Raw genomic sequence first — 24123 nt, 5'->3', positions numbered from 1 at the left:
CGCGCGCCGCCCGCTCAGCGCTCGCCGGGCGGGAGCGGCCGGGCGAGGATCCGCAGTTCGCGTTCGAACTGGTCGGGGCCCGCGTTGGGAGCGATGCCGGAGTCGACGCTGTAGCTGCCGACCGCCGTGTAGAGCAGCAGCTTGGCCCGCAGCTCCGCCTCGGCCGGAGGGAAGCCGAGGTCGGAGAACGCCTTGGCCATGTACCCGAAGATGCGCCTGTCGGCGGCGCGGACCGCGGCGGCGATGCGCTCGTCCCGCCCCGCCCACATCCGCATCGCCCGGTCGCTGCCCGCCTTCTCCTTGCCGCGATCGTGCAGCCGCCGCAGCCGCTCCAGCGGGTCGGCTGTCGTCTCCAGGGCCAGCTCCACGAGCGTGTCGGCGTGTCCGTTCGCCCAGCGGGAGCAGATCTCGGCGACCAGCTCGGCGCGGTCGGTGAAATGCCAGTAGAAGCTTCCCTTGGTGACCCCGAGCGCCGAACACAGCTCGTCGACCCTGAGGCCGCTGTCGCCCTTCTTGGCCAGGACGTCGAACGCGGTGTCGATCCACTCGTCGCGGGTGACGCGAGAGGTCACGTGGCTCCCTTCGCCGTCAGGCCATCGCCTCGACCGCCAGCGGCGGCCGCCGCGGCGACGGCAGGTTGTCGTACAGATCCTCCACCATTTCGCGGCGGATCGCCGCATGGCCGGGGTCGGCCCACAGATTGCGCCACTGGTGCGGGTCCTCGCGCAGGTTGTACAGCTCCCCCTCGTCCCCGCCGTACACGATCCGCGGGACCTCGACGGCCGGCAGCCCGTAGTGCCGGAGCAGCCCGGCCGTGGGGATCCCCTCCCCCGGCGTCGACGGCTCGTAGGCGGTCAGCAGCCAGCCGTCCCGGTAGATGGAGCGCATGCGCAGGCCGTGGTCGAGCTGGCTGTCCCACTCGCACAGCGCGCGCTCGCGGGTCGGGTCGGGCGCCGCGGGCAGCGGACGGCCCTGCATCCACTCCGGCACCGGCAGCCCCGCGATCCGGCAGAAGGTGGGCGCCAGGTCGATCTGGCCCACCGGGTCGGTCACCACCGCGGGCGCCGTGCCCGTGGCCGGCGCGGGACGCCAGATCAGCGGCAGCCGCATCAGCGAGTCGACGTGGTACGGGCCCTTGTAGAGCAGCCCGAAGTCCCCCTGGAACTCGCCGTGGTCGGTGGTGAGGAAGACGTCGGTGTCGGCGTCCCAGCCGCGCTCGGCGATCCGGGCCAGGACCCTGCCGCACGCCTCGTCCAGCAGTTCGTTCTCGATGTGGATGAGCGCGCTGATCTCCCGGAGCTGGTCGGCGGTCATCCGCGCGGGGACGAAGTCGCCCGGCGCGCCGTCCAGGTTGGGGACCCGGCCCTCGTACCAGGCCAGCCAGTGGGCGGGCTTGGCGGCCAGGATCTCCCGGGCCCGGTCCGCCGAGCCGGGGTGCCCGGCGGGCAGGTCCAGGTCCCGCCAGTCGACGCGGTGCCGTTCGGCGGCCGGGGGGTCCCACGGGTGGTGCGGGTCGGGGAAGCTCATCCAGCACAGCCAGTCGTCGTCCGGGTCGAGGGTGTCCAGCCAGGCGATGACCCGGTCGGCGATCCAGTCGGTGTGGTAGAGGCCGCGCGGGACGGGGTTGTAGGCCACCTCGGGCGCGCCGGTGTCGCCGCGCGGGGTGCCGTCGAAGATCCGGGCGAACCCGTCCCGCCGGCCCGGATGCTCCCTCTTCAGCCACCGCGCGTAGTGGGTCTTGCCCCACGGGCCGTGCCCGGCGAACTCGACGTGCTCGAACCCGCGGTAGGGGCCGTGCCGTCCGGAGGCGCCGAGCCGGTTCTCCTCCCAGCGCAGGCCGGGGTCGGAGATCGGCTCGAAGTGCGCCTTCCCGATCAGCGCCGTGCGGTAGCCCGCCGAGTCGCGCAGGTGTCGGGCGACGCTGGGGGCGTCCGGCGGCAGCGGGATCCCGTTGGCGACGACGCCGTGCGTGCGCGGGTACTGCCCCGTCAGCAGCGTCGACCTGGCGGGCATGCAGACGGTGTTCTGGCAGTAGGCCCGCTCGTAACGGACTCCTCCGGCGGCGAGCGCGTCGGCGACCGGGGTGCGGGCGACCGTGCCGCCGTTGCAGCCGAGCGCGTCGTAACGCTGCTGGTCGGTGGTGATGAACAGAATCTTGCGTCCCATGTCAGCTTTCCGTGTCGGAGGTGTCAGGGGTGTCGGCGGTTTCGGGGGTGCCGGAGGTTGCGGTGCCGCGGGCCGTGCGGCGGGCGGCGCGACGGGCGCGCTGCCGGGCCGGCTCGGGTTCGGGGACGGCCTCGATCAGCGCCCTGGTGTACGGGTGGGCGGGCTCGTCGCAGACGCGGTCGGAGGGTCCGGTCTCCACCACGCGTCCCCGGCGCATCACCGCGATCCGGTGGGAGACGTGCCGGACCACCGCCAGATCGTGCGCGATGAAGAGGTAGGCGGTGCCGGTGTCGCGCTGGATCTCCCGGAGCAGCGCGATCACCTGGCTCTGCGTGGACACGTCGAGCGCGCTCACGGGCTCGTCGAGGATGAGCAGCCGCGGCCGGACGGCGAGCGCGCGGGCGATGGCGACGCGCTGCCGCTGGCCCCCGGAGAACTCGTGGGCGCGGCGATCGGCCATGTCCGCGTCCAGGCCGACGCGTTCGAGCAGCTCCCCGACCCGGTCTCGCAGTTCCCTGCCGTCCAGCCCGAAGTGGATGCGCAGCGGCTCGGCCAGCGTCGACCCGACGGTCCGCACCGGATGGAGGGAGCCGAACGGGTCCTGCCAGACGACCTGGACGGCCCGCCGGTACTCGAGCGGAACCCGCAGGCCGAACCCGGTCACGTCGAACTCGCCCACGCGGATCGTGCCGCCGGACGGGCGGAGCAGCCGCAGCACGGCCCGGCCGAGCGTGGACTTGCCCGACCCGCTCTCGCCCACCAGGCCGAGCGTGCGGCCCTTCTCCAGGTCGAGGTCGACGCCGGTCACCGCGTCCACGGGACGGTGCGGCGACCACGGCCACGGGCGCCGGCCCGGGTACCGCACGGTCAGGCCCCGTACCCGCAGCAGGTCGCTCATCCCGTCCTCCGCTCGTCGCCCGCCGTCACCAGGTCCGCCCGGACGCAGCGGACCTGGTGGTCGCCGGTGCGGCGCAGCGGGACCGGCGCCGCCGAGCAGCCGGGCAGCGCGCTCGCGCAGCGCGGGGCGAAACGGCAGCCCGCCGGCCAGGCGCCGGGCCGCGGGACGCTCCCCGGGATGCCCGCCAGGTCGCCGCCGGGCCGGTTGCGCGGAACCGCGCGCAGCAGGTCGGCGGTGTAGGGGTGCCGCGGCGCGGCGTACAGCGTGTCCACGGGGGCGGACTCGGCGATCTCGCCCGCGTACAGCACGATCGCCCGGTCGCACAGGTCCGCCACCACCCCGAGGTCGTGGCTGATGAGCAGGACGGACATCCCGGTGTCCGCGCGCAGGTCGGCGAGCAGGTCCAGGACCTGGCTCTGCACGGTGACGTCCAGGGCGGTGGTGGGCTCGTCGGCGATCAGCAGCCTGGGTTCGCACGCGATGGCCGCGGCGATCATCACGCGCTGGGCCATCCCGCCGGACAGCTCGTGCGGGTAGGCGCCGAGCCTGGCCGCCGGTTCGGGGATGCCGACCCGGTCGAGGAGTTCGGCCGCGCGTTCGCGCGCCCGCCTGCGCGACATGCCCAGGTGCACCCGGAGCGGCTCGGTGAGCTGGTCCTCGACCGTGCGCGCGGGGTTGAGCGCGGCGTGCGGCTCCTGGAAGACCACCCCGAGGTCGCGGGCGCGCGCCGCGCGCAGCGTCGCCGCGGACGCACCGGCGAGCTCGGTGCCGCCGAGCCGGATCGACCCCCGGGTGATCCGTCCGGGCGGCGGGACGAGCCCGAGCAGCGCGAGCGCGGTGACGGTCTTGCCGCAGCCGGATTCGCCGGCCAGGCCGACGATCTCCGCGGGCGCCACCTCGAAGGACAGGCCGCTGACCACCGGCACCGGCGGGCCGGTCCGGGGCGGGGAAAGGCTGATCTCGAGGTCGCGCACCACCAGCAGCGCCTCCCGGCCGAGCTCGGCGCCGGGCCCGGCGTCGGGCCCGGTGACCTTCGCGACCGCGGGCGGGCCGGCGGCGCGGCGGGACAGGCCCGCACGCCGCGGCACCCGGAGGCGCGGCCGGGAGCGGCGGACCGGTGCCGCCTGGCGCGCGAGGGCGTCGCGCAGCCCGTCACCGACGACGTTGAAGCACAGGACCATGGCGAGGATCGCCAGGCCCGGCGGCACCGCCAGCCAGGGCGCGATGTCGACGACCGTCTGCGCGGCGTTCAGCATCGACCCCCAGCTCGCGTCGGGCGGCTGCACCCCCAGCCCGAGGAACGACAGGCCCGCCTCGGCCAGCAGCGCCGTTCCGCAGGTGAGGCTCGCCTGCATGATGACGGCGGGCGCGATCACCGGCAGGACCCCGGTGGCCATCAGGCGGACCGGCCCGGCGCCGCCGACCCGCGAGGCCGCCACGTACGGCTCCTCCCGCACCGCCAGCACCTCGCCCCGGACCAGCCGGACGAACACCGTCGAGAACACCAGGCCCAGCGCCGTGACCGTACTCGACAGGCCCGGCCCCAGCAGCGCCACCAGCGCGAAGACCAGCACCAGCGCCGGAACGGCGACGATCGCGTCCACCAGCCGCATGACCACCCGGTCCCACCAGCCGCCGAGGAATCCGACGACCAGCCCGATCGGCACGCCGATCAGCATCGCCAGCCCGGCGGAGGCGCCGCACACCACGAAGGCGGACCGGGCGCCGTACAGCAGCCGCGCGAACAGGTCGCGCCCCTTGTCGTCGGTGCCGAGCCAGTGCGCGCCGGACGGCCCGCGCAGCGCCTCGCCGAGCGACTGCGCGTCGGGCGGGTGGGCGGCGATCAGCGGCGCGCACAGCGCGGCCGCCAGCAGCACGACCAGGACCGCCAGTCCCGCGGCGGCGGGCCGGTTGCCCAGGAACTTCCGGGAGATGGCTCTCATGACAGCCGCACCTTCGGATTGAGGTACCCGTACACCAGATCGAGCAGCAGGTTGACCAGGACGACCGCGGTCGCGATCGTGACCACCAGGCCCTGGACCACGGGGATGTCCTGGCGCAGCACCGCCTCGATGGCCAGCGATCCGAGCCCGGGGAGGGCGAAGACCTTCTCCACGACCAGCGACCCGCCGATGAGGATCGTGACCTGGAAGCCGAGGAGCGTGACGACCGGGGACAGCCCGTTGCGGACCGCGTGCCGCAGGATCACGCGGCCCGGCCGGTACCCGCGGGCGATCGCGGTCCGCACGTACTCCCGTTCCAGCACGCCCACCATCGAGCCGCGCGTCTGGCGGGCGAGGTAGGCGCCGGGGGCAAGGGCGAGCGCCACCGACGGCAGCGCGATCGAGCCGAGCCAGGCACCGAGGCCGCCGGCGGGCGGCACGTATCCGGCGGGCGGGAACCAGCCCAGCCTGATCGCGAAGAACGAGACCAGGAGGAGTCCCACCCAGAAGGGGGGCGCCGCCATCGCGGTCGAGGTGAGGAGCGTCACCGCGCGGTCGACCGCGCCGCCCCGCAGCACCGCCGCCAGGATTCCGGCGGTCGTCCCGAACAGCGTCGCCAGCACGAGCCCGCCCGCGGCGATCGACAGCGTGGTCCCGGCGCGTTCGGCCAGCTGCGGGCCCACCGGGACGCTGGAGAAGTAGGAGGTCCCCAGGTCACCGGTGACCGCGCCGGCCAGCCAGTCGCCGTACCGCACGATCAGCGGACGGTCGGTGCCGAGCCGCGCGCTGATCCGGGCCAGGTTGGCCGGGTCGGTGTTGTCGCCCGCGACGATGGCCGCCGGCTCCTCCGGGAGCAGCGCGGACAGCAGGAACGTCGCCAGTGACACGATGAGCAGCAGCGGCGCCAGCGCCGCCAGCCGGGAGATGATCAGTCTCAGCATGCCGCACCCGGTCCCCGGCTCATCGGGCGGTGACGTTGCGCGGGTCGGGGGCGGTGCCGACCGGGATCGCCCCCGACACCCCCTTCCGCACGGCCAGCATCCGGTAGCCGCGGACCAGCGTGATCACGTACCCCTGCTCGGCGGCGCGCCGGTACAGGCCCCGGTACTCGGCCGCGCCGTCCCGGATCGTCTTGGTGGACGCCCGCGCGGCCAGCGCCTCGATCCGCGGGTCGGTGGCGCCGTAGGGGTTGTAGGGGCCCTTCGGGCTCAGGGTCTGCTGGTAGAACAGGTACGGGTCGTCCGCGGGGAGCTGGAGCACCGCGACCGGGTACTTCCTGGAGCGGAGCTGGACGGCGAGGTTGCCCGCCTGCAGGTTGACGAGCCTGGCCCTGATGCCGATCTTCCCGAGCGCGCCGGCGACGGCCTCCGCCAGGTTGGCGAAGACGGGATTGGTGGGCAGGTCGAACGCGAACCCGTCCGGGTGGCCCGCCTCGGCCATCAGGCGCCTGGCCTTGGCGAGGTCGGCCGGGTACGACGACTTGAGCGCGGGCTCGTACGCCGGGCTCCTGTCGTCGAACAGGTTGCCGTCCGCGTCACCGGTGCCGAACATCACCGAGGAGTTGATCGCGGCGCGGTCCATCGCGTACGCCATGGCCTGCCGCACCCGCACGTCCTTGAGCGCGGGGACGGTGCCGCCGTCCCGGTCGAGGACGAGCAGTCCGGCCGGCAGCCCGGGGTCCCGCTCGACGGTGAGCCCGCTCTGCTCGGCCGACCTGACCTGCGCGCCGGAGACCGGGCCGGCCTGGACCTGCCCGCCGCGCAGCGCGTTGATCATGGCGCCGGCGTCGGTGTAGGCGCGGATCCGCACCTTGTCCGCCTTCTGCACCGACGGGTCCCAGTACCCGGTGTTCTTGGCGTAGGTGTAGGAGTCGCCCTCGACGGACGAGGCCGCGTCCAGCTTCCAGGGGCCGGTGCCGACGGGGTTCCGGTCCACCTTGGGGTCGTTGAACGCCTTGGGGCTGAGCATCATGCCGGGGACGCCGCTGAGCATCTGGACGATCGACGGCCCGGGCCTGGCGAGGCGCAGTTCGGCCGTGTACGGGTCGGGGGTCTCGACCTTCTCGACGAGGTTGTACGACACCGCCGCCAGCGGCCCGTCGACCTTCTTGCCGCGTTCGATGTTGGCCTTGACCACCGAGGAGTCGAACGGGGTGCCGTCGGTGAACTTCACCCCTTTCCGCAGGGTGAGGACCAGGTCGGAGCCCGTGTAGGTCCACGTGGTGGCCAGCCCGGGGCCGTACTCGCCGGACCCGCGGCTGCTGATCAGCGTGTCGAACACCGGCCGCAGGTAGGCGATCTGCGGCGTGTTGGCCTTCGCCGGGTCGAAGGTCTGGAGATGGCTGATCTCCCCCAGGCTCAGTGTCGCGTCACCGGTCGCGGCGCCGGGCGACCCGCAGGCTGCGAGCAGCAGGAGCAGGGGGGCGGCGGCGGCCAGGGGGCGGATGGGGTGGGTGCTGTGCATGCGGCCAGTCCTCTCAGCACAGGGAATGCCGGGACCATACCTTCGAGTATGGCCTGCGACAAGACTTTTCGATCCGATAGATCCAGGAAGACTGGGCTATTGACATCCGCCGCCATACGGACTGGTATGTAGCCCGATCGTCTGCGAGCGGAGCGCACCCGTATGACCACATGCCTGGCCGAGATCATCCGTCACTGGGCCGTCGCCGCCCCCGACCAGCCCGCGGTCACCGTCCCCGGGACCGGGCCCGGGGGCGACCTGACCCGCACGTTCCGCGAGCTCGACGCCGCGGCCAGCCGGGTCGGGCAGGGCCTGGCCGCCGCCGGGGTGCGCCCCGGCGACCTGGTCGCCCACCTCGGCCGGAACTCGATGGCCTACTGCGAGTTCCTGTACGGGGCGAGCAAGGTCCGCGCCACGGTCGCGTCCCTGAACTGGCGGCTGTCCTCCGGCGAGCTGGCCGCGATCCTCGCCGAGGCCCGCCCCCGGCTCGTCGTCGCGGACGCCGAGTTCGCGCCGACGCTGGCCACGGCGCTGACGGCCGCGGGCCTGTCACCGCAGGTCCTCGTCGTCCCGCCCGGCGGCGGGCCCGCGCCCGACGGGTACGCGTCCTATCCGGCCTGGCGCGACGCCCAGAGGACCGTCGACCCGGGACTGGTCCCCGAACCCGACGACATCGCCCTGGTCTTCTTCACCTCGGGCACGACCGGCACGCCGAAGGGCGTCATGCTCGGCGTCCGCGGCATCAGGGAGCAGCTCGCGCACCCGCCCGCCTGGCGCAGCGTGCGGCCGGGCGTCGCCACCCTGGTCGTGTCGCCGGTGTTCCACGTCGGGGGCACCGTGCAGATCTACGTGAACGGCCACCACGGCGGCCACGTCGTGCTCCTGCCCGACCCGAAGCCGGGGGCCGTCCTGGCCGCGATCGAACGCCACCGGGTGGAGATCGCCATGCTGGTCCCGGTGATGATCCACCAGCTGCTGGACGACCCCGCGCTGCCCGGCACCGACCTGTCCTCGCTGCGCACCATCGCCTACGGCGCCTCACCGATCGCCCCGGCCCTGCTGGCCCGCGCCCTGCGCGCCCTGGACTGCGGCTTCGTCCAGGCGTACGGGATGACCGAGACCACCGCGCCCATCGCCCACCTGGACCAGGCCGACCACGACCCCGACGACCCCCGCGGGCGGCTCGCCTCCGCCGGCCGCCCCCTCGACCACGTCGAGCTGCGCATCGCCGACCCCGACACGGGACGCCCGCTGCCGCCGGGCGAGGTCGGCGAGGTCTGGGTGCGCACGGCCCAGACCATGGTCGGCTACCTGAACCGCCCGGACGGCGAGTCGGCCCTCACGCCCGACAACTGGCTGCGCACCGGTGACTGCGGCCGCCTCGACGCCGACGGCTACCTCTACCTGACCGACCGGCTCAACGACATGATCATTTCGGGCGGCGAGAACATCTTCCCGGCCGAGGTCGAGAACGTCCTGACCGCCCACCCGTCGATCAGGGAGGCCGCGGTCCTCGGAATCCCCGACGACAGGTGGGGCCAGAGCGTCAAGGCGGTGGTCGTGCCCCGTCCGGGGGCCCGGGTGGAGCCGGCCGAGGTGATCGCCTTCTGCCGGGACAGGCTGGCGCACTACAAGTGCCCCCGGCGGGTCGAGATACGCGGCGACCTGCCGCGCAATCCCGCCGGAAAGGTGCTCCGCCGCGCCCTCCGCTGACGCCCCGTCGCCGTCGACCGGGCGAACCCCGCGGAGCGCCTCGTTCAGGGACCCTCTCAGAGCACCTGGGTCCAGGCGCCGGGGTCGCCCGGGGAGGCGCTGAAGTCGTAGCGGACGCCCTCCGGCGACAGCGCCAGCAGCGAGATCGAGCTGGTGCCCCAGATCCGACCCTCGCCCAGATCGGCCAGCGGGAGCAGCGACGCGGGATCGGTGCGGGCCAGGCCGTCGCCGTTCACCAGCGGCAGCCACTCCCCCCACGCCCGCTCCACCGGCTCGGCCGCCGACGGGCCCGCGTCCAGCGACGGGACGGGCCGCGGCTCGGGCCGCCGGGCCGCCGCGAAACGGGGCCGGAAGTGCCCCAGCCGGGCCGCCATGTGCGCGTCCTCGGTCCGGCCCGCGTGCGGCCCCTCGCCCTCCAGCCCGCTGTTGAGGATCATGTGCAGGCCCGGGCCCAGCTCCCGCTCGTCCAGGTCCGCGCCGTCCCAGTGCCACAGCCGCACGCCGCCGGGCTCCGCGCCCACCAGCAGGAACGGGTCGAAGCGCGGCAGGTCCAGCGGACCGGGCCCGCCGGTGGCCGCCGCCAGCAGGGGCAGCTCGCCGCGCGACCGGCGGCCGTCCTCGGGCGCCGCCGGGCCGCGCGCGTTCAGCACGGTCGCCACCCGCCGCGCCCCCGGATCGGCGGCCAGCCACGTCCCGCCCGCCCGGAGGTCCTGCCCGCCGACGAGGGCGGGCCGGTCCCGCCAGTGCCGGCCCGGCGGCCGCCACGACCGCTCCAGGAACTCGTCGCGCACACCGACGAGGATCACGGGCACCGGGGACGAGGGGTCGAAGCTGACGATCGCCGTGCACATGACCCCTATTGGAGCATTGGCCGACAAAGCACCCGACACCGGGGCGGCAGGCCGCGATCACCCGGCTACATGGGCGGCCAGGGGATGGCCGGCCAGTCCTCCGGCGGGTACGGGTGGATGCGGTGCTTGAGCATCAGCTCCACCCGGCGGCGCGTCGCGTCGACCTCCTCGGGCGTGAGCAGCTCGCCCAGCCGCCGCCCCAGCGGGCCGCCGTCGCGCATCCCCGCCTCGACCCGGGCCAGCGCCTCGACCGACTCCCGCGGCAGCGGCTTGCCCCGCCACTGCCACAGCACCGTCCGCAGCTTGTAGTCGACCGAGAAGCACACCCCGTGGTCGCAGCCGTACACGTGCCCGTCGCCCGGCGGCAGCAGATGCCCGATCTTGCGGTCGGCGTTGTTGACCACCGCGTCGAACACCGCCATCCGCCGGATCGCCGCGTCGTCCTCCGACCGCGACAGCGCCACCAGGTCGACCTCGGGGTCGGGCTCCACCCACAGCTGCACCATGCCCGGCCCGTACGGGCCGTCGCGGTGCACCGTCGGCGGCACCACGTGCAGCCCCATCGTCTCCGACACCGCGTACGCCGCCACCTCGCGCTCGGCCAGCGTCCCGTCGGGGAAGTCCCACAGCGGGCGCTCGCCCGCCACCGGCTTGTAGACGCAGGCGGCGCTCAGGCCCTCCCACTCGATCGCGCAGTACAGCGTGGCGTTGGACGCCTGGACCAGCCGGCCCTCCACCGAGAGGCGGCCCAGGCTCAGCAGCCGCTCGGCGGTCTCGGTGTCTCGGGGGGAGACGGTGCCGTCGCCGGCGGGGGTTCGATCCCGGGAGGACTGCGTCATGCGTTCATTCTTCCGGCCACCCCGCCCATGATCCAGCACAGCCGCCGTCCCGGCCGCGTCCGATCGCCCCGCGCGCCCGCCGCGGTGCCCCCGCGCGCCGCGCCGGCCGCGTGCCGCGCGCTCACCCGAGGTAGCCGTTCTGCCGCGGGCACACGTGCCCGGCCGAGTCCAGCGGCAGCCCGCACAGCGGGCACGGCGGACGGCCCGACGCCACCACCTTCAGCGCCCGCTCGGCGAACGCCCGGGCCTGCGCCGCGGTGATCCGCACCCGCAGCACCGCGATCGCCGGGTCGTCCTCGCCGACCTCGGCGTCGTCGTCCTCACCCTCGGTGACCTCCTGCGCCTCGATGACCACCTGCTCGTCCTCGGGATCCCAGGCCAGCGCCATCGTGCCGACCCGGAACTCCTCCTCGACCGGCTGGTCCAGCGGACCGTCGTCGCGCAGCTCCGACGGGGTCACCGCGGGCACCGGCGCGTCGCCGCCGCTGCGGCGCAGCACCTCGTCCAGCAGCTCCTCCAGGCGTTCGGCCAGCAGCGTCACCTGGAACTTCTCCAGCCCCACGCTGGTGACCCGGCGGCCGGACCGCGCCTGCAGGTAGAAGGCCCGGTCGCCCGGCTGGCCCACGGCCCCGGCGACGAACCTTTCCGGCAGTTCATAGGAGATGACCGGCATGACAACGACCCTACGCGCCGCCGCCCACCGCCGCGTCCCCGCGTCCCCCGGCGCCCCCCGCGTCCCCGCCGTTCTCCTCGTCCTCGGACCGGGGCGGGGGCGGCAGCAGGTCGGCGACGTCGCCGCCGACGTCGTTCAGGCGGACCACGAAGGGGCGCAGCTCGGTGTAGCGGATCACGGTCACCGACGCGGGCGCGGCCTGGATCCGCTGGAACTGGTCCAGGTGCAGGCCCAGCGCGTCCGCCACGATCGCCTTGATGATGTCGCCGTGGCTGCACACCGCGTAGACGGCGTCCTCACCGTGCTCGCCGGCGATCCGCGCGTTCCAGTCGCGGACGGCGGTCACCGCGCGGTGCTGGGCGTCGGCGAGCGCCTCGCCGTCCTCGCCGGGGAAGCGCGCCGCGCTGGGATGCGCCTGCACCACCCGCCACAGCGGCTCCTCGGCCAGCTCCTTCAGCGGCCGGCCGGTCCAGTCGCCGTAGCGGACCTCCCCGAACCGCTCGTCCACCCGCACCTTCTCGATGCCGTCGCGGCCGGCGGCGACCGCGTCGGCGGTCTCCAGGCAGCGGTCCAGCGGGCTGGACACCACGGCGGCCAGCGGGACCGGGGCCAGCCGCCCGCCCAGGGCGCGGACCTGGGCGCGGCCCCGCTCGTCCAGGGCCACCCCGGGGGTCCACCCCGCGAGCAGCGGCCCCGTCATCGCGGTGAGGCCGTGCCGCACAAGCAGAAGCGTCGTCACGCCAGGCACTCTACGAGATCACACCCGATGCGCGCCGATCGCACGGATGGCCCCGATCGGCCGGATGCGCAAGGATGGGTTTCCGTGATTGTCGACAAGGCCATCTACGCGCGCGGCGTCCGGCGCACGATCGAGGGCGACATCAGCGACGCCTTCGACGCCGCCCGCGCCGAGTCCGCGCGCTCGGGGCCCGGCGGCGCGGCGGGCGGCGTCTTCCTGTGGATCGGGCTGCACGAGCCCACCGAGGAGGAGTTCGACCTGGTCCGCGACGAGCTCGGGCTGCACCCGCTGGCCGCCGAGGACGCGGTCTCGGCCCACCAGAGACCCAAGCTGGAACGCTACGGCGACACCCTGTTCGTCGTCCTGAAGACGCTGGTGTACAAGGACGCCACCTCCGACATCGAGGTCGGCGAGATCATGCTGTTCCTCGGCGCCGACTTCGTGGTGACCGTCCGGCACGGGCCGGGCAACCCGCTCGGGCCCGTCCGCAAGCGCCTCGAGCAGGACACCGACCTCCTCGAACACGGGCCCGCCGCCGTCCTGTACGCGGTCTGCGACGAGGTCGTCGACCACTACGGCGACGTGACGCACGAGGTCGAGGTCGACATCATCGAGCTGGAACGGGCCGTGTTCCGCCCCGGCGGGCCCGACGTCACCGAGAGCATCTACTCCCTCAAGCGGGAGGTCCTGGAGTTCCGCACCGCCCAGGACCCGCTCATCCCGGTGATGCAGGAGATCACGCGCGGGCGGGTCCCCGAGTGCGCCCACACCCGCGAGTACTTCCGCGACGTCCTGGACCACCTGCTGCGCGTGGACGGCCAGGTCGACGCGCACAACGAGCTGCTCAACTCGGTCCTCACCGCGCATCTGGCGCTGCTGGGCAAGCGGCAGAACGAGGACATGCGCAAGATCTCCTCGTGGGCCGCCGTCATCGCGGTGCCCACCATGGTCGCCGGGTTCTACGGCATGAACTTCGACTACATGCCCGAGCTGCGCTGGCTGTACGGGTACCCGGCGATGATGCTGGTCATGGTCACCGTCTGCGTGATCGTCTACATCCGGCTGCGGAAGAGCGGCTGGCTGTGACCCGGCCGCACCGGCCGCACAAGCTGTGGCCGATCACCGTCATCACGCTGGTGCTGCTGTGGATCCTGCTGGTCTTCCTGCTGATCCACAACGGGCCGCGGCTGCCCCGCCGGCCCGCCTCAGCTGCGGCGCCCGGCGCCGTCACTCAGGGCGTTCAGGGCGTTCAGGGTGTTCAGGACTTGGAGACCGGGCCCGGACCCGTTCCCGGCCCGCCGGGACGCGGAGGGTAGGAGGCGCCGGGCGTCCGCGCGAGAGCGGGCGCCAGCAGCGCGGCCCACAGGTGCGACTGGGCGCCCCGCGCCTCCAGCCGCCGCCGGATCCGCTCCACCATGCCCGCCGTCGGCAGCGCCAGCCACAGCAGCAGCGGATAGCCCAGCACGAACCCGGCCAGGAACACCAGCACGGTCTCCGCGGCGATGGCCAGCGGCAGCCCGAGCAGGATGACGCCCTCCGCCAGCGCGTACCGCACCAGCACCGCCTGCCGGAACTGCACCAGCGCCAGCGCCGCCGCCCGCTCGCGGTCCTGCCCCGGCGGCAGCGGACGCGGCGTGCGCGGCCCCACCGCCACCGTGACCAGCGCGCCCGCCACCAGCGGCACGCACAGCAGAAGCGGCAGGACGCCGTCACCGCCGTCGCCCCCGCGCACGATCAGCGGGGAGATCGCCAGGATCAGCAGCGGCGCCACGACCAGCACCAGCGCCAGCGTCCGCAGCTGGCCCAGCACCGTCCCCGAGCGCAGGGAGGCCAGGTAGCCGGGCGCCCGGTCGCGGCCGGCGCCGAAGAGCGGGCCCCCGGGAACGTCGTCCTCGGGCGGCTGCTGGGGGAACCGTGGTGAGGCCATGGCTGGGCACTCTAGCCCGCCGCCCCCGGCGGCGACAGACGGCGGCGGGACCGCGGCCTCAGGTCGCTGAGAGGACACCGGCGGCGAGCAGCGCCATGATGATCCCGCCCAACGCCAGCCGGTAGTACACGAAGACCATCACCGAGTGCCGGGCCAGGTACCTCAGCAGCCAGGCGATGCACGCGTAGCCGACCGCGAACGACACCGCGGTCGCCACGGCCGTCGGGACGACGGGCAGCCCGCCGCCGAACGCGTGCCGCAGCTCGAACACCCCCGACAGCACCACCGCGGGCACCGACAGCAGGAACGAGTAGCGGGCGGAGGCCTCGCGCGTGTACCCCAGGAACAGCGCCCCGGTCATCGTCGACCCCGACCGCGAGGAGCCGGGGATCAGCGCCAGCGCCTGGAACGCCCCGATGACCAGGCCGTCGCGCAGGTTCAGGTCGCCGACCTCGCGCTTGCGGGCGCCCGCCCGGTCGGCGGCCATCAGCAGCAGGCCCATCCCCACCAGCGCGGAGGCGTTGAGCCACAGGTTCCGGGACGGGCCCTCGATGAAGTCCTTGAACGCCAGCCCGCACACCGCGATCGGGACGGTCCCCAGGCCGATGTACCAGCCCGTCCGCGCGTCCTGGTGGTGCCGCAGCGCGGGCGTCCACAGGCTCCTGGTCCAGGCGGCGGCGATGCGGGCCAGGTCGCGCCGGAAGTAGAGGACCACCGCGGCCATCGTGCCGATCTGGATGACCGCGCTGAACGCCGCCCCCGGGTCCTTCCAGCCCAGGAACTCCGGCACGAACAGCATGTGCCCCGAGCTGGAGATCGGAAGGAACTCGGTGAGTCCCTGGACGATCCCCAGCACGGTCGCTTCCACGACGTTCACGGGCGGCGCCTCCCCTCGGGCACGGACGGCAGGCTGCGAGCGTACCCGCGCGGTCACCGGCGGTGACGGCGGCGCGGATCAGCGCCCGGCCAGGGATCGGTAACCCCGCGGTCATCCCCGGTCCCGCGTCCGGCGGCCGGTGCCGGCAGGGGCTCGGCGGGGGCCCGGCGCGGGCTCGGCGGACCGACCGGTCGGCGCCTCCCGCTACTGTTCCGACCATGGAAGAGCGTCACCTCGGGCGGAGCGGGCTCGTGGTGTCCCGGCTCGGCCTGGGCACCATGACCTGGGGGCAGGACACCGACCCCGACGAGGCGGCCGCGCAGCTGACGGCGTTCGTGGACGCCGGGGGCACCCTGGTGGACACCGCCGACGTCTACAGCGACGGCCTCAGCGAACGCATCCTCGGGCACCTGCTGCGCGAGGTGGTGGGCCGCGACGAACTGGTCATCGCCACCAAGGCCGCCATCCGCTCCAACGGCCGCTACGACGCCTCCCGCCGCCACCTGCTGGCCTCCCTGGACGCCTCCCTGGAGCGGCTCGGCCTGGAGTACGTCGACCTGTGGCAGCTGCACGCCTACGACCCGTTCACGCCGCTGGAGGAGACCCTCTCGGCGCTGGACGAGGCCGTGCTGTCCGGCCGGACCCGCTACGTCGGGGTGTCCAACTACGCGGGCTGGCAGATCGCCAAGGCCGCCGCGTGGCAGCGCGCCTGGCCGGGCCGCGAGCCGGTCATCGCGGCGCAGCTGGAGTACTCGCTGCTGCGCCGCGACATCGAGCGGGAGGCGGTTCCGGCCGCGCTGGACGCCGGGGCCGGGCTGCTGCCGTGGTCGCCGCTGGGCCGCGGGGTGCTGACCGGCAAGTACCGCACCGGCATCCCGGCCGGGTCGCGGGCGGCCGCGCCGCACTTCGCCGAGTTCGTCCAGCCCTACCTGGACGAGGAGTGCGGCCGGATCGTGGAGTCGGTGGTGACGGCGGCCGAGGGCCTCGGGGTGACGCCGCTGAGCGTGGCGCTGGCGTGGGTGCGCGACCGGCCCGGCGTGGCCGCGCCGGTCGTCGGGTCCCGCACGGCGGCGCAGCTCGAACAGGCGCTGGCGAGCGAGCAGCTCACCCTGCCGATGGAGATCCGCGCGGCGCTGGACGACGTGTCCGACATGGCCCCGGCTTCGCCGTGACGCGCGCCGCGGGCCGTCCCTGGGCGCCCTGATCGGCTACGATCCGGAGCCCGTGACCGACTCCCACTCCGACTCTCCTTCCGGCCCTCCCGCCGGCCCTCCCGCCGGCCCTCCCGCCGGCCCTCCCGCCGGCCCTCCCGCCGGCTCGCCTTCCGGTGTCCCCTCCGCCGCCGACCGGGCCGCGCTCACCGAGCTGTTCGCCGGGGCGGGCGTCCCGGCGGCGCTGGCCGGGCCCGGCCTGGCCCGGCTCGGGCCGGGCGCCGCGGGCCGCCTGCGCGAGGACCCGTGGCGGCTGCTGCGCGTGCCGGGGGTGGCGCCGCGGCAGGCCGACCACTTCGCCCGCCAGGTGCTCGGCGACGAGGCGACGCCGGGCGACCGGCGGCGCGGCCGGGCGCTGGTCGGGCACCTGCTGGCGGACGCGGCCCGGCACGGCCACACCGTCACCCCGCCCGCCGAGGTCGCCTCCGCGCTGGAACGCCTCAGGGTCCCCGAGCCGGCGCGGGCGATCGAGGACGCGCTCGACGCCGCCGAGGCCATCGCGCTCACCGAGGAGCCGGACTTCGACGAGGCCGCGCTCGAGGACGGCGACCTCGAGGAGATCCCCGAACCGGAGGAGACGCTGGGGCTGGCACGGTGGGCGCTGGCCGAGGAGGACGCCGCCGAGGGACTGGCCCGCCTCAACGCCACCGCCGTGCCGCTGCTGGACGACGCCGCGATCAAGGCGGTGCGGTCCGGGCTGCCCGAGGACCGCTCGCTGGCCTTCACGGCGGCGCTGCGCACCGGAGTGAGCGTGCTGCGCGGCACCGCCGCGGACCTGACCGGCACCGCGCTGGCGCTCGCGGAGGCCGCCGCCGCCCACGGAGTGCGCGCCGCCGTGGTGACGCCCACCGACCGCGCCGCCGCCGACCTCGCGGCCGAGGCGGCGGAAACCGGCGCGGCAGGGACCGGGGCGGCGGGGGCCGGGGAAGGGGCCCCTGCGGAGGCTCAGGCGCCCGCTTACGCGATCGGCGGCCTGCACGCGCTCCTGGAGCCGCTGGAGAGCACCGAGGGCGTCCCGGACGCCGTTCCGGGCGCGGTGGTGTTCGGCCGGGGCGAGCAGCGGCCGCTGGAGGCGGACCTGGTGATCCTCACCGACGCCGCCGGACTGGACGTCGAGCTGGGCGCCGTGCTCGTCCAGGCGTGCGCGGACGGCACCCACCTGGTGCTGTGCGGCGAGCCGCAGGCGCTCCCGCCCGCCGGGCCCGGCCGCGTCCTGGACGATCTGGAGGGCTCCGAGACCGTCCCCGTCGTCGAGCTCGAGCCCGCCGCCGGCGGGCCCGCCGATCCGCCGGCCGCGCTGGCCGCCGCAGTGCGGGCCGGAGAGCTGAGGAACGTCGAGGCGCCCGGCAGGGAGGTCGTGATCGTCCCGGCGGCGAGCGCGGCCGAGGCGGTGCACCGGACCGTGCAACTGGTCACCGACTCCATCCCGCGCGCCCTGGGCATCCCCGTCGAGGAGATCCAGGTCGTCGTCCCGGCGGCGCCGGGCGAGGCCGGGGCGGCGGCGCTCAACACCGCGCTGAAGGCCGAGCTCAACCCCGGGCCCGGCAGGTTCGGCGGCTTCGACGTCGGCGACCGCGTCCTGGTCGCCGCCCCGCTCCCCCAGGCCGCGGTGGGCGAGAGCGGGACCGTCACCGGCGCCGACGCCGCCGGGCTGCGCGTGCGGTTCGCCCGGGGCACCGCGGTGGTGCCGCCCGCGCTTGCCTCGCGGCTGCGCCCCGGGTGGGCGGTCACCGTGGCGCTGGGCCGGGGCGCGCGGTACGCCGCCGTGGTCGCCGTGCTGCCGCCCGACGGCGTCGACGACACCGCCGGGCTGTCGCGCCCGCTGGTGGCGACCGCGTTCGGGCTGGCGCGCCGCCATCTGTCGGTGGTGCAGGCGGCCGGTCCCGCGCTGGCGGCGGCCGTGCGGGAGCGTCCCGCGCCGCCGCGGCGCACCCGCCTGGCGCGGCTCGTCGTCCAGTGAGCGAGCGAGGTTCGTGGCGTCGCGGAGGTTTGAGACAGGCGTCCAGTGAGGCAGGAACTGACCGTAAGCGGCTGTTGTGACCGGGGCGCACGGGTCCTACCCTTATTGACGGAGCGTCAACAACTGGCGTCGGCAGTCGTAAGGAGTGAGATGCCCCAGCAGCAGCGGCGCCCCGGCCGGCCCCGCAGGCTTCTAGCGGTCTCGGTGGTCTCGACCGGGGCGATGGCCCTCGTGGTCCTGAACGCACCGCAGGCGGCCGCCGCGGGAGCACCCAAGCCCTGCCCCAAGGGGACCGACCCGGCCAGCACCATCGACAACTGGAAATGCCAGCTGGACAACATCCGCGAGGGCCTCCAGCCCAAGCAGCCCGACCCCACCCCCTCCCCGTCCCCGACCAAGAGCACGAAACCCCCGCAGAAGAAGAAGCCCGGCGAGTCCAAGCCCAAAGCGCCCGGACACGACTCCGGGTCGTCCGGCGGACGTTCCGGCACCGGCGGCAGGGCCGTACCCCCGGTCCCGCCCGGCCCGGTCCCCCAGACCGGGGAGTCGCGGCCCCTCACGACCGCGGACGCGCCCGAGATCCCCGGCATGCTGCCCGCGCCCCAGGTCGCCACCGGCCCGCAGAACGAGGCCGGACCGGCGACCCGCACGCGGCTGACCGCGCCCGTGGCCGCCTCCGAGCGGCAGAACGACCCCACCACCCTGTGGGTCGCCGCCGCGGCCGGCGCCGCCGGCGCCGTCGGCGCGCTCAACCTCAGCGTCCTGGGCCGCACCCTGCGCCGCCCCCGCGGCCACGGCTGAACCGCCCGGCGGCCCTGCCTGAAAGCCCGGACGGCCTCGGGTGAAAAGCCCGGCGGCCCGTCCCCCTAACGGAGGACGGGCCGCGCAGGTCGGGCGCCAGGTGTTCTCGGACGGGCCGGCGCGTCAGCCGTTCGCTGGTGCGGCGGGCGTGGGGGCCCCGATCGCGTGCAGGCCGCCGTCCACGTGGACGATCTCGCCCGTCGTCGCCGGGAACCAGTCCGACAGCAGCGCCGCGCAGGCCCGCGCGGTCGGCTCGCTGTCCCTGAGGTCCCAGCCGAGCGGCGCGGCCTCCGTCCACACCTCGGTGATCCCCTCGAAACCGGGGATGCTCTTGGCCGCCATCGTCGCCAGCGGGCCCGCCGCGACCAGGTTCACCCGGATGCCCTGCGGGCCCAGGTACTTGGCCAGGTACCGGGCGCACGACTCCAGCCCGGCCTTGGCCACGCCCATCCAGTCGTACACCGGCCAGGCCTTGGTGGCGTCGAAGTCCAGCCCCACCACCGAGCCGCCGTCCTTCATCAGCGGCAGGCACGCCATCGTCAGCGACTTCAGCGAGAACGCCGAGGCGTGCACCGCGGTGGCCACGTCCTCCCACGGCGTGTCCAGGAAGTTGCCGCCCAGGGCGGTCTGCGGCGCGAACCCGATCGCGTGCACCACCCCGTCCAGCCGGTCGAACCCGTGCTCGCGCAGGCCGTCGGCCAGCGCGTCCAGCTGCTCGGCGTTGGTGACGTCCAGCTCCACCACCGGCGGCGGGTCGTCGGGGCCCGACGGCAGCCGCTTGGCGGTGCGCGCGGTCAGCGTCGGCCGCGGGTAGGCGGTCAGGACGATCTCGGCGCCCTGCTCCTGCGCGATCCGCGCCACGTGGAACCCGATCGAGGCGTCGGTGAGAACGCCGGTGACCAGGATCCGCTTGCCCTCGAGGATGCCCATGGCGTTCCCCATCTCCTCAGTGCCCTCGTGTGCTCGGTTGCTCTGTGCCGCCGCCCGGCGCCCCCGCTCGGCGCCCCCGGCGAACCGCGTGTCAGTGGCCCATGCCCAGGCCGCCGTCCACCGGGATCACGGCCCCCGTGATGTAGGCGGCGTGCTCGCTGGCCAGGAACCCGACGGCCTTGGCGACCTCCTCCGGCCGGGCGGTGCGGCCCAGCGGGATCGCGCCCTTGATCGCCTTCTGCTGGTCCTCGGTGAGCGCCGCGGTCATGTCGGTGTCGACGAACCCGGGCGCGACCACGTTCACCGTGATGTTGCGGGAGGCCAGCTCGCGGGCCAGCGACCGGGCGAACCCGACCATGCCCGCCTTGGAGGCGGCGTAGTTGGACTGGCCCGGCGACCCCAGCAGCCCCACCACCGACGACACCAGGATGATCCGCCCGGTGCGCTTGCGCATCATGCCCTTCACGGCGCGCTTGGCGACCCGGAAGGAACCGGTCAGGTTGGTGTCCAGGACGGAGGTGAACGCGTCCTCGCTCATGATGGCCAGCAGCGTGTCCTTGTTGATGCCGGCGTTGGCGACCACGACCTCCACCGGCCCCTGCTCGGCCTCGACCTTGCCGAACGCGGCGTCGACGTCCTCGGAGCTGGTCACGTCGCAGCGGACGCCGAACAGGCCCTCGGGCGGCTCCCCGGAGCGGTAGGTGACCGCGACCGCGTCACCGCCGGCGGACAGCTCGCGCGCGATGGCCAGGCCGATGCCCCGGTTGCCACCGGTCACGAGGACAGAGCGACTCATGCGTCGTACCTCTCGTCGACGACGCCGGCGGCCTGCACCGCCCCGGCGTCCTTTTCCATGGTCAGGTCCCAACTGCCGAGGAGCGTAGCGGCCTACCGGCGGTAACGAGATGTGCCGTTCCGACAAGATCCGCCGACCCGGCTTTGTTCCGGGCGCCGCGGCCGCCGGTTTCGGCGCGCTCCGCGCGTTCCGCGACGTCCCGTGCCGTCCCGCCGCCCCGTGCCGTCCCGGCCGCCCCACCGCTCCCGCCGCTCCCGCCGGCCGCCGTGCGCCGCGCGGCGTGCGGGCCCGGGTTGCCGGTAGGTTGCGGAAGGTGCATGACATCGATCCCGCATTCACCGCGCTGCCGCTGCGCGCGCTGGCCGACGCGGCGCTGGCCCGGGCCCGGGAGCTGGGCGCCGAGCACGCCGACTTCCGGCTCGAACGCATCCGCAGCCAGACCCTGCGCCTGCACGACGCCGCCCTGGAGACCGCGCTGGACGCCGACGACGTCGGGCTGTCGGTCCGCGTCGTCAAGAAAGGCACCTGGGGCTTCGCCGCCGGCATCGACCTGACCCCGGGCGGCGCCGCCACGGTGGCCGAGCGGGCCGTGGACGTGGCCGCGGTCGCCGCCGCCGTCAACCGCGAGCCGATCGAGCTGGCGCCCGAGCCCGCGCACGGCGAGCGCACCTGGGTGTCGGCCTACGAGATCGACCCGTTCACCGTGCCGACCGCCGAGAAGATCGCGCTGCTGGCCGACTGGAGCCGCCGGCTGCTGGGCGACGACCGGGTCGACCACGCCGACGCGACGCTGCTGCAGGTCAAGGAGAACAAGTTCTACGCCGACCTGCGCGGCACCGTCACCACCCAGCAGCGGGTGCGGCTGCACCCGGTGCTCAACGCCGTCGGCATCGGCGACGGCGTGTTCGACACGATGCGCACCATCGCCCCGCCCGTCGGCCGCGGCTGGGAGTGGCTGACCGGGGACCACTGGGACTGGGACGGCGAGCTGGCCCGCATCCCCGAGCTGCTGGCCGAGAAGCTGGCCGCGCCGTCGGTGGACCCCGGCTCCTACGACGTCGTCATCGACCCGTCCAACCTGTGGCTGACCATCCACGAGTCCATCGGGCACGCGACCGAGCTGGACCGGGCGCTGGGCTACGAGGCCGCCTACGCCGGCACCTCGTTCGCCACCCCCGACAAGCTCGGCACCCTCCAGTACGGCTCGAAGATCATGAACGTGACCGGCGACCGCACCGCCGAGCACGGCCTGGCCACCATCGGCTACGACGACGAGGGCGTGCGGACGCAGGCGTTCGAGATCGTCACCTCCGGCATGTTCACCGGCTACCAGCTGGACCGCCGGATCGCGCGGCTGACCGGCGCCGACCGCTCCAACGGCTGCGCCTTCGCCGACTCCTCCTCCAGCATGCCGCTGCAGCGGATGGCGAACGTGTCGCTGCAGCCGGCGCCGGGCGGGCCGTCCACCGACGAGCTGATCTCCGGGGTGGAGCGCGGCATCTACATCGTCGGCGACAAGTCCTGGTCGATCGACATGCAGCGCCACAACTTCCAGTTCACCGGGCAGCGGTTCTTCCGCATCGAGAACGGCCGCCTGGCCGGGCAGCTGCGGGACGTGGCCTACCAGGCCACCACCACCGACTTCTGGAACTCGATGGAGGCCGTCGGCGGCCCGCAGACCTACGTGCTGGGCGGCGCGTTCAACTGCGGCAAGGGCCAGCCCGGGCAGGTCGCGCCGGTGAGCCACGGCTGCCCGTCGGCGCTGTTCCGCGGCGTCAACATCCTCAACGCGCTGAAGGAGGCCGGCCAGTGACGGTCATGAGGCCGCAGGAGGCCGTCGAGCGGGCGCTGGAGCTCTCCCGCTCCGACGACTGCATCGTCATCGCCGACGAGTCCAGCACCGCCAACCTGCGCTGGGCGGGCAACACCCTCACCACCAACGGCGTCACCCGCTCCAACCGGCTCACCGTGGTCGCGCTGCGCCGCACCGGCGACGGGACGGCCGCGGGCGTGGTGTCGCGGGCCGCGGTCGGCGCCGAGGACCTGGAGGACCTGGTCCGCGCCGCCGAGGCCGACGCGGCCGGCAACGACCCCGCCGAGGACGCCGCCCCGCTGGTCTCCGGCGGGGCCCCGGCCGCCGGCTGGGACGAGGCGCCCGCCGAGACCGGCATCGGCGTGTTCGGCGACTTCGCGCCCGCCCTCGGCGAGGCGTTCGCCGCGGCCGAGGCGGGCGGGCGCCGCCTGTACGGGTTCGCCAACCACGTGCTGACCTCGACTTTCCTGGGCACCTCGGCCGGGCTGCGGCTGCGCCACGACCAGCCCACCGGGCTGCTGGAGCTCAACGCCAAGGGCGCGGGCGGCTCGGCCTGGGCGGGCGTGGGCACCCGCGACTTCACCGACGTGGACGTCCCGGCCCTCACCGGCGACCTGGCCCGCCGCCTGGAGTGGGGCGAGCGGCGGATCGACCTGCCCGCGGGCCGCTACGAGACGATCCTGCCGCCGTCCGCGGTGGCCGACCTGATGATCTACCTGTACTGGTCGGCGGGCGCGCGGGACGCCCACGACGGCCGCACCGTGTTCAGCGCCCCCGGCGGCGGCACCCGCGTCGGGGAGAAGCTGGCCGGGCCGCCGGTGACGCTGTCCAGCGACCCGGCCGCCGCCGGGCTGGAGTGCGCGCCGTTCGTGGTCGCGCACGCCTCCAGCCGCGAGTCGTCGGTGTTCGACAACGGCCTGCCGCTGGACCGCACCGACTGGATCTCCGACGGCACGCTGACCTCGCTGACCCAGACCCGGCACTCGGCCGCCCACACCGGGCTGCCGCTCACCCCGGCGATCGACAACCTGATCATGACCGGGCCGGACGCGGGCGCGGGCGCGTCGCTGGAGGACATGGTGGCCCGCACCGAGCGCGGGCTGCTGCTGACCTGCCTGTGGTACATCCGCGAGGTCGACCCGCAGCGGCTGCTGCTGACCGGGCTCACCCGCGACGGCGTCTACCTGGTGGAGAACGGGGAGGTCGTGGGCGCGGTCAACAACTTCCGGTTCAACGAGAGCCCGGTCGACCTGCTCGGCCGGCTGTCGGAGGTCGGCGCGACCGGCCCGACGCTGCCGCGCGAGTGGTCGGACTACTTCACGCGGACCGCGATGCCGCCCGTGCGGGTCGGCGACTTCAACATGTCGACGGTCTCGCAGGCGTCCTGACGCACCCTGCCCCACCCTGACGCGTCCTGCCCCGCCCTGAGGCGCCCGCCGAGGGGTGCCCGCCGGTGAACGCCGGCCGGGCGCCCCTCGGCGCCCTCGGGGCCTTCTGACGCGTTCTCAGGCGCGCCCTCAGGC

Annotated in this window: 21 protein-coding genes; 7 read left to right on the top strand and 14 right to left on the bottom strand. The window is 74.7% G+C overall.

Translation table 11 applies throughout. The features are described from left to right. Positions 1-14: 14 nt before the first annotated feature. Genes ACZ466_RS43985 through ACZ466_RS43960 form a run of 6 tightly spaced genes read right to left on the bottom strand, consistent with a single transcriptional unit; the run spans position 15 to position 7470 of the window. Positions 15-572 carry a TetR/AcrR family transcriptional regulator gene (locus tag ACZ466_RS43985; RefSeq protein WP_378285378.1) on the bottom strand — a complete coding sequence of 186 codons (558 nt, stop codon included), beginning with the start codon at positions 570-572 and terminating at the stop codon, positions 15-17. 16 nt (positions 573-588) lie between these two features. Then, positions 589-2166 carry a sulfatase family protein gene (locus ACZ466_RS43980; RefSeq protein ID WP_378285379.1) on the bottom strand — a complete coding sequence of 526 codons (1578 nt, stop codon included), beginning with the start codon at positions 2164-2166 and terminating at the stop codon, positions 589-591. Between the two features lies 1 nt (position 2167). Beyond that, positions 2168-3064 (bottom strand): ATP-binding cassette domain-containing protein, encoded by an 897-nt coding sequence (locus ACZ466_RS43975; RefSeq protein ID WP_378285380.1) that lies wholly within the window; start codon positions 3062-3064, stop codon positions 2168-2170. Next, positions 3061-5007: a dipeptide/oligopeptide/nickel ABC transporter permease/ATP-binding protein gene (locus ACZ466_RS43970; RefSeq protein WP_464041924.1), complete on the bottom strand. Its 1947-nt coding sequence runs from the start codon at positions 5005-5007 to the stop codon at positions 3061-3063. The genes ACZ466_RS43975 and ACZ466_RS43970 overlap by 4 nt, the downstream gene beginning before the upstream one ends. Further along, on the bottom strand, positions 5004-5948 hold the full coding sequence (locus ACZ466_RS43965) for an ABC transporter permease (protein ID WP_378285382.1): 945 nt from the start codon (positions 5946-5948) through the stop codon (positions 5004-5006). Before ACZ466_RS43965 ends, ACZ466_RS43970 begins: the two co-directional genes overlap by 4 nt. A 19-nt stretch (positions 5949-5967) precedes the next feature. Then, on the bottom strand, positions 5968-7470 hold the full coding sequence (locus ACZ466_RS43960; RefSeq protein ID WP_378285383.1) for an ABC transporter substrate-binding protein: 1503 nt from the start codon (positions 7468-7470) through the stop codon (positions 5968-5970). Positions 7471-7632: 162 nt separating this feature from the next. Here ACZ466_RS43960 and ACZ466_RS43955 point away from each other — a divergent pair, with 162 nt between their 5' ends. Next, positions 7633-9183, top strand: coding sequence for an AMP-binding protein (locus tag ACZ466_RS43955; RefSeq protein ID WP_378285384.1), 1551 nt, complete (start codon positions 7633-7635; stop codon positions 9181-9183). A 56-nt stretch (positions 9184-9239) separates the two neighbouring features. On the opposite strand, the gene ACZ466_RS43950 is transcribed toward ACZ466_RS43955, so the two are convergent. The 4 genes from ACZ466_RS43950 to ACZ466_RS43935 form a co-directional block, all read right to left on the bottom strand. Continuing rightward, entirely contained in the window at positions 9240-10034 is a 795-nt protein-coding gene (locus tag ACZ466_RS43950) for an NRDE family protein (protein WP_378285385.1), read from the bottom strand. Between the two features lie 65 nt (positions 10035-10099). After that, a complete protein-coding gene (locus ACZ466_RS43945; protein WP_378285386.1) occupies positions 10100-10873 on the bottom strand; it encodes an SCO1664 family protein in 774 nt (257 codons plus the stop codon). Between the two features lie 121 nt (positions 10874-10994). Continuing rightward, a complete protein-coding gene (locus ACZ466_RS43940; protein ID WP_378285387.1) occupies positions 10995-11546 on the bottom strand; it encodes a DUF3090 domain-containing protein in 552 nt (183 codons plus the stop codon). 10 nt (positions 11547-11556) lie between these two features. After that, positions 11557-12285 (bottom strand): histidine phosphatase family protein, encoded by a 729-nt coding sequence (locus tag ACZ466_RS43935; RefSeq protein WP_378285388.1) that lies wholly within the window; start codon positions 12283-12285, stop codon positions 11557-11559. Positions 12286-12369: 84 nt separating this feature from the next. Here ACZ466_RS43935 and corA point away from each other — a divergent pair, with 84 nt between their 5' ends. Then, complete coding sequence (gene corA, locus ACZ466_RS43930; RefSeq protein ID WP_378285389.1) at positions 12370-13371, top strand: magnesium/cobalt transporter CorA; 1002 nt, start codon at positions 12370-12372, stop codon at positions 13369-13371. Positions 13372-13543: 172 nt separating this feature from the next. Here the strand turns inward: corA and ACZ466_RS43925 are convergent, their stop codons facing one another. Both ACZ466_RS43925 and ACZ466_RS43920 read right to left on the bottom strand, forming a co-directional pair. Continuing rightward, positions 13544-14212: a hypothetical protein gene (locus ACZ466_RS43925; protein ID WP_378285390.1), complete on the bottom strand. Its 669-nt coding sequence runs from the start codon at positions 14210-14212 to the stop codon at positions 13544-13546. 58 nt (positions 14213-14270) lie between these two features. Beyond that, positions 14271-15089 carry an undecaprenyl-diphosphate phosphatase gene (locus ACZ466_RS43920; RefSeq protein WP_378285391.1) on the bottom strand — a complete coding sequence of 273 codons (819 nt, stop codon included), beginning with the start codon at positions 15087-15089 and terminating at the stop codon, positions 14271-14273. A gap of 218 nt (positions 15090-15307) precedes the next feature. Between ACZ466_RS43920 and ACZ466_RS43915 the strand changes: the two genes are divergently transcribed. The 3 genes from ACZ466_RS43915 to ACZ466_RS43905 all read left to right on the top strand — a co-directional run bounded on the left by ACZ466_RS43915 (position 15308) and on the right by ACZ466_RS43905 (position 19061). After that, positions 15308-16261 carry an aldo/keto reductase gene (locus tag ACZ466_RS43915; protein WP_378285392.1) on the top strand — a complete coding sequence of 318 codons (954 nt, stop codon included), beginning with the start codon at positions 15308-15310 and terminating at the stop codon, positions 16259-16261. 52 nt (positions 16262-16313) lie between these two features. Then, entirely contained in the window at positions 16314-18260 is a 1947-nt protein-coding gene (locus ACZ466_RS43910) for a helix-hairpin-helix domain-containing protein (protein WP_378285393.1), read from the top strand. A gap of 150 nt (positions 18261-18410) precedes the next feature. Continuing rightward, positions 18411-19061, top strand: coding sequence for a hypothetical protein (locus ACZ466_RS43905; RefSeq protein WP_378285394.1), 651 nt, complete (start codon positions 18411-18413; stop codon positions 19059-19061). Between the two features lie 123 nt (positions 19062-19184). Here ACZ466_RS43905 and fabI read toward each other — a convergent pair whose 3' ends face one another. Both fabI and ACZ466_RS43895 read right to left on the bottom strand, forming a co-directional pair. Next, a complete protein-coding gene (fabI, locus tag ACZ466_RS43900) occupies positions 19185-19991 on the bottom strand; it encodes an enoyl-ACP reductase FabI (protein ID WP_378285395.1) in 807 nt (268 codons plus the stop codon). Between the two features lie 91 nt (positions 19992-20082). Beyond that, positions 20083-20787, bottom strand: coding sequence for a beta-ketoacyl-ACP reductase (locus ACZ466_RS43895; RefSeq protein ID WP_378285396.1), 705 nt, complete (start codon positions 20785-20787; stop codon positions 20083-20085). 313 nt (positions 20788-21100) lie between these two features. Between ACZ466_RS43895 and ACZ466_RS43890 the strand changes: the two genes are divergently transcribed. Next, entirely contained in the window at positions 21101-22600 is a 1500-nt protein-coding gene (locus ACZ466_RS43890; RefSeq protein WP_378285397.1) for a TldD/PmbA family protein, read from the top strand. Positions 22601-22605: 5 nt separating this feature from the next. Continuing rightward, positions 22606-23988: a metallopeptidase TldD-related protein gene (locus ACZ466_RS43885; protein ID WP_378285437.1), complete on the top strand. Its 1383-nt coding sequence runs from the start codon at positions 22606-22608 to the stop codon at positions 23986-23988. Positions 23989-24123: the final 135 nt, after the last annotated feature.

The organism is Actinomadura rugatobispora (assembly GCF_055379765.1).
The sequence above is the reverse complement of the archived record's forward strand: the minus strand, read 5'-3'. Positions and strand labels throughout refer to the sequence as shown.

Excerpts from the sequence above, each read along its gene's own strand:
- ACZ466_RS43955 (WP_378285384.1), top strand. The coding sequence starts at position 7,633 with ATGACCACATGCCTGGCCGAGATCATCCGTCACTGGGCCGTCGCCGCC.
- ACZ466_RS43905 (WP_378285394.1), top strand. The coding sequence starts at position 18,411 with ATGCCCCAGCAGCAGCGGCGCCCCGGCCGGCCCCGCAGGCTTCTAGCG.
- ACZ466_RS43940 (WP_378285387.1), bottom strand. The coding sequence starts at position 11,546 with ATGCCGGTCATCTCCTATGAACTGCCGGAAAGGTTCGTCGCCGGGGCC.
- ACZ466_RS43885 (WP_378285437.1), top strand. The coding sequence starts at position 22,606 with ATGAGGCCGCAGGAGGCCGTCGAGCGGGCGCTGGAGCTCTCCCGCTCC.
- fabI (WP_378285395.1), bottom strand. The coding sequence starts at position 19,991 with ATGGGCATCCTCGAGGGCAAGCGGATCCTGGTCACCGGCGTTCTCACC.
- ACZ466_RS43975 (WP_378285380.1), bottom strand. The coding sequence starts at position 3,064 with ATGAGCGACCTGCTGCGGGTACGGGGCCTGACCGTGCGGTACCCGGGC.
- ACZ466_RS43895 (WP_378285396.1), bottom strand. The coding sequence starts at position 20,787 with ATGAGTCGCTCTGTCCTCGTGACCGGTGGCAACCGGGGCATCGGCCTG.
- ACZ466_RS43950 (WP_378285385.1), bottom strand. The coding sequence starts at position 10,034 with ATGTGCACGGCGATCGTCAGCTTCGACCCCTCGTCCCCGGTGCCCGTG.
- ACZ466_RS43970 (WP_464041924.1), bottom strand. The coding sequence starts at position 5,007 with ATGAGAGCCATCTCCCGGAAGTTCCTGGGCAACCGGCCCGCCGCCGCG.
- ACZ466_RS43980 (WP_378285379.1), bottom strand. The coding sequence starts at position 2,166 with ATGGGACGCAAGATTCTGTTCATCACCACCGACCAGCAGCGTTACGAC.
- ACZ466_RS43915 (WP_378285392.1), top strand. The coding sequence starts at position 15,308 with ATGGAAGAGCGTCACCTCGGGCGGAGCGGGCTCGTGGTGTCCCGGCTC.
- ACZ466_RS43925 (WP_378285390.1), bottom strand. The coding sequence starts at position 14,212 with ATGGCCTCACCACGGTTCCCCCAGCAGCCGCCCGAGGACGACGTTCCC.
- ACZ466_RS43965 (WP_378285382.1), bottom strand. The coding sequence starts at position 5,948 with ATGCTGAGACTGATCATCTCCCGGCTGGCGGCGCTGGCGCCGCTGCTG.
- ACZ466_RS43960 (WP_378285383.1), bottom strand. The coding sequence starts at position 7,470 with ATGCACAGCACCCACCCCATCCGCCCCCTGGCCGCCGCCGCCCCCCTG.
- ACZ466_RS43945 (WP_378285386.1), bottom strand. The coding sequence starts at position 10,873 with ATGACGCAGTCCTCCCGGGATCGAACCCCCGCCGGCGACGGCACCGTC.